This window comes from Methylocystis borbori (assembly GCF_036576025.1).
Lineage (GTDB): Bacteria > Pseudomonadota > Alphaproteobacteria > Rhizobiales > Beijerinckiaceae > Methylocystis > Methylocystis borbori.
The window spans coordinates 59,311-68,013 of the sequence record NZ_JAZHYN010000013.1 but is presented as its reverse complement, the minus strand read 5'-3'; the positions used below and the strand labels follow the sequence as shown (position 1 = coordinate 68,013).

9 protein-coding genes are annotated in these 8,703 nt (G+C 63.6%); 6 read left to right on the top strand and 3 right to left on the bottom strand.

What is annotated here, in order from left to right; all coding sequences use genetic code 11:
* Nucleotides 1-306: 306 nt before the first annotated feature.
* The gene (gene hdeA / locus V3H18_RS06475; RefSeq protein WP_332081160.1) at nt 307-636 is read left to right on the top strand and encodes an acid-activated periplasmic chaperone HdeA; all 330 of its coding nucleotides are present in this window, start codon (nt 307-309) and stop codon (nt 634-636) included.
* A 102-nt stretch (nt 637-738) separates the two neighbouring features.
* On the opposite strand, the gene V3H18_RS06470 is transcribed toward hdeA, so the two are convergent.
* From V3H18_RS06470 to V3H18_RS06460, 3 genes are all read right to left on the bottom strand, one after another.
* Nucleotides 739-1,965, bottom strand: a complete 1,227-nt coding sequence (locus tag V3H18_RS06470; RefSeq protein WP_332081159.1) for a serine hydrolase domain-containing protein — start codon at nt 1,963-1,965, stop codon at nt 739-741.
* Nucleotides 1,966-2,044: 79 nt separating this feature from the next.
* The gene (locus V3H18_RS06465; RefSeq protein WP_332081158.1) at nt 2,045-3,571 is read right to left on the bottom strand and encodes a ribose-phosphate diphosphokinase; all 1,527 of its coding nucleotides are present in this window, start codon (nt 3,569-3,571) and stop codon (nt 2,045-2,047) included.
* Between the two features lie 33 nt (nt 3,572-3,604).
* Complete coding sequence (locus V3H18_RS06460; RefSeq protein ID WP_332081157.1) at nt 3,605-4,276, bottom strand: dienelactone hydrolase family protein; 672 nt, start codon at nt 4,274-4,276, stop codon at nt 3,605-3,607.
* Between the two features lie 145 nt (nt 4,277-4,421).
* Here V3H18_RS06460 and V3H18_RS06455 point away from each other — a divergent pair, with 145 nt between their 5' ends.
* Genes V3H18_RS06455 through V3H18_RS06435 form a run of 5 tightly spaced genes read left to right on the top strand, consistent with a single transcriptional unit; the run spans nt 4,422 to nt 8,696 of the window.
* Nucleotides 4,422-4,985 carry an HPF/RaiA family ribosome-associated protein gene (locus tag V3H18_RS06455; protein ID WP_332081156.1) on the top strand — a complete coding sequence of 188 codons (564 nt, stop codon included), beginning with the start codon at nt 4,422-4,424 and terminating at the stop codon, nt 4,983-4,985.
* Between the two features lie 14 nt (nt 4,986-4,999).
* Nucleotides 5,000-5,443, top strand: a complete 444-nt coding sequence (locus tag V3H18_RS06450) for an archease (RefSeq protein ID WP_332081155.1) — start codon at nt 5,000-5,002, stop codon at nt 5,441-5,443.
* Nucleotides 5,444-5,476: 33 nt separating this feature from the next.
* On the top strand, nt 5,477-6,907 hold the full coding sequence (locus V3H18_RS06445) for an RtcB family protein (protein WP_332081154.1): 1,431 nt from the start codon (nt 5,477-5,479) through the stop codon (nt 6,905-6,907).
* On the top strand, nt 6,892-8,007 hold the full coding sequence (locus V3H18_RS06440) for a hypothetical protein (protein ID WP_332081153.1): 1,116 nt from the start codon (nt 6,892-6,894) through the stop codon (nt 8,005-8,007). The genes V3H18_RS06445 and V3H18_RS06440 overlap by 16 nt, the downstream gene beginning before the upstream one ends.
* 5 nt (nt 8,008-8,012) lie before the next feature.
* Nucleotides 8,013-8,696: a phosphoribosyltransferase gene (locus V3H18_RS06435; RefSeq protein ID WP_332081163.1), complete on the top strand. Its 684-nt coding sequence runs from the start codon at nt 8,013-8,015 to the stop codon at nt 8,694-8,696.
* Nucleotides 8,697-8,703 lie beyond the last annotated feature (7 nt).

Genomic DNA, 8,703 nt, shown 5'->3' with positions numbered 1-8,703 from the left:
CCGGCGGCGCGCTCATCGGCGCCGCCACCGCGCCGCGCCCCTATTACGGCCGCCGCTATGCGCGGCGCCGCTATTACTGATTTCGGCCATCGGCGCATGCGTGAAGCGGCCCGCCACGCGCGGGCCGCTTTCCATTTGCGCGAAGAGCGATAAGCTGGCGCCGGCGCTCGCTGGAGCAAGCTTTGAAGAAGTCGACGGGCTTATTCGATCGAACTTGCTCCAGCTTAATGATTTGGCGCGCTTTGCGATCAGAGGAATTATCTGATCGGAAAGCGCGCCAGAAGCGCGAACAAGGGAGAGCCATCCATGAATAGACTTTTCTTCATCGCCATTCTTGCGAGCGTCTTTGCGACAAGCGTTCAGGCCGACGCGAAGAAGCCGATGTCAAAATGGACATGCGACGAATTCCTTGCCGTCGACGACCAATTTCAGCCCAAGGTGATTTACTGGTCTTCCGCTCAGAGCAAGAGCGGCAAGCCAGGCGCGTCGACCGTCGACATTGAGGGCACGGAAAAGGTCGTTCCCATGATCATCGACGATTGCAAGAAGGCGCCGCAGGAATCCTTCTGGGGCAAACTCAAGGACGCCTGGAAAAAGGTCGAGGCCGAGGCGAAGGCGCTCGGCAAGAAACTATAGTTTCGCCGCCCTTGCCTTTTGACTGATCATTCCCGACGCTTCGCTGAGGCGAGGCGTCGGCAATGACGCGCTGTGTGACGGACCGATTTCATTTTCGGATAATTACCGAGGAGCCGGCCGCGCCGCCGGACGCTTCTGGCGCCGGCTCAGCGCGGACCTTGGGTAGACGGACTTGTCGGTCGGCGGCGTCTCGCCCTGCATGATCAGCAGGAGATCGTTCGTCAAGGCGCAAGCGATTTCGACGCCGCTGTTTTCCTGAGAATCTGTCACGCCGTCGGCGTTGACGAGGACGAACGCGCCGGCCTGCGAAGCCGTGACGCCGGGATTAGCGCTCGGGAGAAAGGCGATATAGCTCCCGAAACCGTCAAGATCGCCATCCTTCCAGATCGACGCCGACCAGTTCGTCCCTGCCGGATTGATGAACCAGCCGAGGCCGAATTGATTGTCGCCCCACTGCACCGACGTCGACGGCGACTGCAACGCCGGCAGCAAGGGCGTCAAAAGCGGCTGCTGCGCAATTCCCATGTTGAACAGCAGCCATTGGAACATGTCGTTCGGCGTGGCGACGATTCCGCCGGCGCCGAAATAGGCCGGGAAAAACACCCAGCCCGGCGACGCCGCCGAATAGACGGGGGACTGCGTATAGTCATAATCATATCCAAGCGGGAGTTCGGCGAGCGACGCCTCGTTAAAAAATTTCGCCTGTAGGCCGAGCGGCTTAAAAATATATTCGCGCATTTGCTGCATGAACGCGCCGACGCTTGGATTGCTGTTCGCGTCATTCGAGGCGAGGATCGCCGACATGATCGCGAAGCCGAGGTTCGAATAGCGATATTTCTCGTTCGGCGGATCCACCTGCGGCGGCGCGGCTTCGAGAAAGCTCATCATCCCCGGCATCGAATAGGGATAGGTCCAATAGGGCGGGGTGTCGACCGCGCCATTGTCGTTATCTTGGGGCAGGCCCGACGTATAGTTCACCAGTTCGTCGAGCGTGATATTGGCGAGCGTCGGACTGATCCGCAGCGGGCCATTCGGGACGCAATAATCGCCGATCGTCAGGGTCGATTGAACCGAACGGATCAGGCGGGCGTATAATGTTGCCGTGAAAGTCTTGCTGACGGAGGCGATTTCGAACGGCGTCGTCGCGTCGAGCGTCAACGCCACGCCGAACTGATTTTGCACATTGCCGGCGAAATAGAGCCCGCCAAGGTTGGAAAAATCCATGCTGGCGTAGCCGATCGCAAATCCGAGTCCCGAAGACTGCGTCGCCAAATAGGGCGCGACCAGATCTTCGAGTTGAGTCTGCGTAGGTTCAACAATGCTCCCCATGATTTTTATCCTCTTTGATCAATAAGACGGATGAAACGAAGCGACGAACCCTTTTTTTATGAAAGAAAGGGCGATAACGCTATGGTCCTTCCTCCAGAAGCTCGTTGATCGACCCGTCCGAGTGAAGCCGGCGTATGGCTTCGGCGATGAGGCCCGCGAGGTCGATCGTCTCCAGCCGCGCGCCCAATTGCGCGGCGAGCGCCGTGGGCGGCGGGACGGTGTTTGTGATGACGATCCTGTCGATCGGCGCCTCGGTCAGGATCGAGCCCGCCGCTTTGGAAAACACGCCATGCGTCGCCGCGACCCAGACGCGCGCCGCGCCATGCGCGCGGCACGCCGCCGCGACTCGCGCCATTGTGCCGCCGCCGGCGATGAGATCGTCGATCACGATCGCGATGCGATCCTTGACGTCTCCGGCAAAAATATCGCCGCTGACGCGGCCTTCGCTACGGTATTTGTCCATGAAGGCTTTGGCGACGGGCCGTTTCAACATGCGCTCCAGCCGCAGCCGGAACAGTTCGGCGCGCTTCTCGCCGCCAAGATCGGGCGAGACGACGGCCACCGGCGCGTCGCCGAGATCGTGGATGAAATGGCGCGCGAAAAGCGCCTGCGCGTCGAGATGAATGGTCTCGCAACGGAAGGCGTTCTGAAAGGCGGCGATATTATGCACGTCGACGCCGACGAGTCGGTCCGTCGCCATCGCCTCGAATAATTGCGCGACATAGCGCGTCGTCACGGGATCGCGCGGCTTGGTGCGCCGGTCCTTGCGGGCAAAGCAAAGATAAGGCGTGACCGCGGTGACGCGCCTCGCGCCGGCGTCCTTCAGAGCGCCGACGAAAAACAGCAGTTTGCAGAGCTTATCGGCGCTACTCGCGGCTTCGTCGCCATGGAGGCTCGAGACGATATAAACATCGCGCCCGCGCACTTTCTCAAGCGGCCTGATCTTATATTCGCCATCCTCGAAAACGCGGTCTTCCACCGGCGCGAGTTCGACGCCGAGCCGTTGCGCGATCTCTTCGCCCAGTGGCCTGCTCGCGCCCAGCGCGAAAAGCGCGAGCCAGCGATCGGCGGAAAGGCGCGGAAGCCAAGCCGGCGCCGGCGCGTCGAGCCTATGAATAGAGATCGCCACGAGCGTCGAATCGATCGTCGCGCCGTCTTCCGAGAGCGGCGTCGCCAGAAGTTCGACGACGGCGCGATCGCGCCCATGCTCGACGCTGGTGAATTGCGCCAGCACCGCCTGGCCTGATCGCCGCACTTCCTTGAGCAGGCGGCGCAGACGAACGGCGCCGCGACGATTTTGCGCCTGCCTCAGACGATCGCCGATTTGGCAGGGGCCGAGCAATAGTTCTGCAGCCGTCTCTCCCTCGGTCAGCACGCCGCCATCGACCCCGTCGTCGAAGCGATGGACGAAGAGCGTTTGAGACGCCGCGCGATCTTGCGGAGAGAAAGTAATCTCCCGTCGACGCGGCGCGACCGTCCCCGCCCGCGGCGCCGCCTTCCAGCGTCTATGCACGACGCCCAATTCGGGCGTCATGGGCTGCGGCGCGAAATCCAGCCTCTCGAAAAGCCGTTTTAGCGGCGGCTCGGTCAACGCCATTGTCGTCATCTGAAAACCTCTCTTCGCGCCGATGCGCGCCGCTCAGGCGCCCAAAGCGCTCTGATCTCCGCCGCGCGAAACATATTCGATAAACCAATCGGCGGCGCGCTCGACGACGCGCTCCAATGTTCCCGGCTCTTCGAAGAGATGAGTGGCGCCGGGCACGATGTCGAGCCGCGTCTTGCACTGCAGCAACCGCTGCGCGTCGCGATTGAGTTCGATCACCTCATCGTCGAAGCCGCCGACGATCAGCAATGTCGGCGCCTTGACGCGCCTTAAGGCTTCGCCGGCGAGATCTGGCCGCCCGCCGCGCGACACGACGGCGGCGACGCGGCCGCCCTCGTCGTCGGCCGCCGCGACAAGCGCCGCGGCGGCGCCGGTGCTCGCCCCGAAGAGGCCGATCTGCAGGCTGCGAAGCTCGCTTTCGCCAGCCCAGTCGATTGCTTCCTTTACGCGCGCGCCGAGCAAGGGAATGTCGAAGACATTGCGGCGGTCTTCGGCTTCTTGCGCCGTCAGCAGATCGAACAAAAGACAGGCGAATCCGCCGTCGACGAGACGCGCCGCGACATATTTGTTGCGCGGGCTGAAACGCGATGAGCCGCTGCCATGGGCGAAAATAATCAGCCCCTTGGGGCGCTGCGGTCGATAGAGCGCGCCTTCGAGCCCGAGCGGGCCGATCGCGACATCGCTCGCCATGATTGCGTTCGTCGTCATTCCGGCCTCGCGACCATTGCGTCCTTTTGTCAAATGGCGTCGCTTTCTCGAAGCGCCATATGCAGAAATTATGATAGCGTCGTTACATTCGCTTTTTGAAAGAGACGTCTCGAAATCCGCTTTCCGCCGTTAAGGGAGTTCTCTCATGCAAACGCAGCCGCAGATCGATTTTCAGGGCCTTGAGTCGTCGGCCGAGCGGCGGGAAAAGATTCTAAAACTGATCGAGAAACTTGAGGACCGTTTCGGGCGTGCGACCGCATGTCGCGTCGTGGTCAAAGGGCCGGGCGCGCATCATCATACCGGCGGGCTGTACGAGATCAATCTGCATCTCGTTCTGCCGGATAAGCGGGAAGTGGCGATCGAGCGCACGCCGCAGCTCGACGAGCGTTTCCAGGACTTCGATTTCGCGCTCAATGACGCCTTCAAACGGGCGCGCCGCAGATTGCAGGATCAGGTGCGCCGCATGCGCGGCAAAGTGAAACATCACGAAGCGGCGCCGACGGCGGTCGTGAAGAGGCTGGTGGCGGAGGAGGGCTACGGCTTTCTGGAGAGCGCCGACGGCAGGGAAATCTACTTCCATCGCAATAGCGTCGAGGCCCCGGGATTCGAGGCTCTCAAGCCTGGCGCGCCGGTGCGCTACAAGGAGGAAGAGGGCCAGGAAGGCCCGCAGGCGAGCCGCGTCACGCCGCTCGGCCGCGACGCCGCCTAGACCGCAGCGCCGGCATGAAGGCGGACGACGATTCCAGGACCGCCGCGCGCTGGGAGCATTTTCCCCATGACGCCGACATTGGCGTGCGCGGCTTTGGCGCGACGCCCGGCGAAGCCTGCGAACAGGCGGCGCTTGCGATGATGGCGGCGATCCTCGATCCTGCGACCGTGCGGCCGGAGCGGACGATAGAAATCGCGCTCAAGGCGCCGAGCCTCGAAATCCTGCTCGTCGATTGGCTCAATGCGCTGGTCTATGAGATGGCGGCGCGGCGCATGGTCTTTGGACACTTTCAGGCGACGATCGACAATAATCGCCTCATCGGCCGCGCGCGCGGGGAAACCGTCTCGCGCGCGCGTCATGCGCCCGCCGTGGAGGTGAAGGGCGCGACCTATACCGAACTCGCCTTTGTCGAGGATCGGCCAGGACTGTGGCGCGCGCAATGCGTGATAGACGTATAGGCGCGCAAAGCTGATCGCGTGGAGGGACGAGCCATGGAGGCGTCGCGTTTCGAGAAGCTTTCGGACACGGCCTGGCGGGTCGCGCCTTTCGGGGCGATGCGCGTGCCGGCGATCATCTATGCGACGGAAAGCCTGATCGCCGAGATGGACGATAAGGTCTTCGATCAGGTCACCAATGTCGCGAAACTCCCCGGCATCGTGCGCGCCGCCTACGCCATGCCCGACGCCCATTGGGGCTATGGATTTCCGATTGGCGGCGTAGCGGCTTTCGACGCCGGCGAGGGCGGCGTCGTTTCGGCCGGGGGCGTCGGCTTCGACGTCTCCTGCGGCGTGCGTACGCATCTCACCCATCTCACGCGTGAACAAATCCTCTCCGTTCAGCAGGCGCTCGCCGACGCGCTCTTCGAGCATGTGCCGGCGGGAGTCGGTTCGGAAGGCGAGATCGCGCTCGACGATGCGGAAACGACCGCCATGCTGCTTGGCGGCGCGCAATGGGCGGTCGAGCGCGGGTTCGGGCGCGCGGAGGATCTCGACCGCATCGAGGAAAAGGGGCGCGCGACGGACGCCGATCCTGCGGCGGTGTCGGAACATGCGCGCCAGCGTCAGCGGCGCGAGATGGGCACGCTCGGATCCGGCAATCATTATCTCGAAGTGCAGGAGGTCGCCGAAATATTCGATCCCGCCGTCGCCGCGGGCTATGGACTCATCCAAGGCGAATGCGTGGTGACGATCCATTGCGGCTCGCGCGGGCTCGGCCATCAGATCGGCACGGAATTTTTGCGCGAGATGGTCATCTCGGCGCAGCAATATGGCATCGTTCTGCCCGACCGCGAACTCGCTTGCGCGCCGATCGAATCGGAGCTTGGCCAGAAATATCTCGGCGCCATGCGCGCCGCGATCAATTGCGCGCTCGCCAATCGCGAGATCATCGGCCATCTGGCGCGGCAGGTCTTCGCGCGTTTCTTCGAGCGCGCCGAATTGCCGCTCATGTTCGACGTCTCGCACAACACCTGCAAGACGGAGCGTCACGCGATCGACGGCGAAACGCGACCGCTTTTCATCCATCGCAAGGGCGCGACGCGCGCATTCGGGCCGGGGCATGAGAGCCTGCCGGAGGCGTTGCGGCCTTTCGGCCAGCCGGTGCTGATCGGCGGCAGCATGGGCGCGGGCTCCTATGTGCTCGCCGGCATGGAGACGAGCGAGCGCCAGGCTTTCTCCTCGGCCTGCCACGGCGCTGGACGGCGCATGAGCCGCCATGCGGCGACGCGCGCCTGGGGCGGACGCAAGGTCGTCGACGATCTTCGCGCTCAGGGGATCATCGTCAAGAGCCCGTCGCTGCGCGGCGTCGCGGAAGAAGCGCCCGGTGCCTATAAGGACGTGCGCGCCGTCGTCGATTCGGCGCAGGCGGCGGGATTGGCGAAAAAGGTCGCCTTTCTCAAGCCGCTTATTTGCGTCAAGGGCTGAAGGGTCTCGGCGCGGTGATCGACTCGACTCATCAAATGGCGGCGGCTTTCGACGAGGGATCGCCCTCGCTCGCCGACAAGGCGCGCTTCTTGAGCGAGGCTCGCGCCTATCCCGACGCGCCGACGCCGGTGAGCGTTGTCGAAACGCATATGTCCTATGTATTTCTCGCGGGCGACAGGGTCTATAAGCTCAAAAAGCCGGTGCGCTTTCCTTTCCTCGATTTCTCGACGATCGCGGCGCGCGAGCGCAATTGCCGCGAGGAGGCGCGGCTCAATAGGCGCCTTGCAGCGGATGTCTATCTCGGCGTCGTCCCGCTGACTTTTGATGCGACGCGCGGGTTTGCGCTCGATGGCGATGGCGATGGCGATGGCGATGGCGCGGTCGTGGACTGGCTCGTCGAAATGCGCCGGCTGCCGCAAGAGGCCATGCTCGACCGTCTGATCCGAGACGACCGTCTCACGCAGACGGCTATCGAGGCGCTTTGCGACACATTGGCGGATTTCTATCGCCGCGCCGAACGCTCCTCGATCGCCCCAAAGGATTATGCGCGGCGTTTCTTTCGCGAGCAGGAGGAGAATCGCGACATTCTCACGCGAAGGGAATTCGCGCTCGACCACGGTCGCCTTCCCATTCTGCTCGACGCCCTCGACGCCAGGCTGACGGCCTGCCGCTCTCTTCTGGAAGAACGCGTCGTCGCCGGCGCGATCATTGACGGCCATGGCGATCTGCGCCCCGAGCATATCTGCCTTTGCGAGCCAATCGTGATTTTCGACTGTCTGGAGTTCAACGCCGAGCTGCGCCAGGTCGATCCCTTCGACGAACTCGCCTTTCTTGGCGTGGAATGCGCGCAGCTTGGCGCGGAAGGCCTCGGACCGCAGCTCGTCGACAAGGTCGCGGAACGCCTTTCTTGTGCGCCGCCGCGACAACTGGTCTCGCTCTATGCGGCGTGGCGCGCCGTGCTTCGGGCGCGGCTTTGCGTCGCGCATCTCCTCGACGCCACGCCGCGCGAGCCCAAGAAATGGGAGCCGCTCGCCGCGCGCTATCTTGACCTTGCGCAGCGCGCCCTGGCGTTCGACACTGGCGGCAAGACTGAAGGTTGAACGTCATGTCATTTTACGATCGCGCCGACGCGGGGCGCCGACTTGCGGCGGAGCTCGCAAAATATAGGGACGAAGATGTCGTGGTCTTCGCTCTGCCCCGCGGCGGCGCGCCGGTCGCCGAGCCGATCGCCGCCTTGCTGCACGCGCCGCTCGATCTCGTCCTCGTCAGAAAGATCGGCGTTCCCTATCAGCCGGAGCTTGCGATGGGCGCGGTGGCGGACGGCGGAAAGGCCGTGATCGTGCGCAATGAAGACGTGATCGCCATGGCCGGCGTGAGCGAGGCGGAATTCGACGCCGTCTGCGCGCGCGAAGTTGAGGAAATCGAACGCCGCCGCAGCCTATATCTTGGCGGCCGTGCGCGTCCTGACGCGCATGGTCGCGTCGCGATCGTCGTCGACGACGGCGTCGCGACCGGCGCGACGACCCGCGCCGCCTTGCGCGCCGTTCAGGCGCGCCAGCCCAAGAAGCTCGTGCTCGCCGTGCCCGTCGCGCCGCCCGATACGCTTGAGTCGCTGAGCGCCGAGGTCGATGAGATCGTCTGCCTCGAAACGCCACGCGCCTTCGGCGCGATCGGCTTTTTCTATCGGGATTTTCGGCAGATCGGCGACGATGAAGTGATCGAGATTTTGGATCGACGCGCGGCGAAAGAGGCGGGCGCCGGGAAAGGCGCGCCTCGTGCGGCGACGTAAGCGCGCG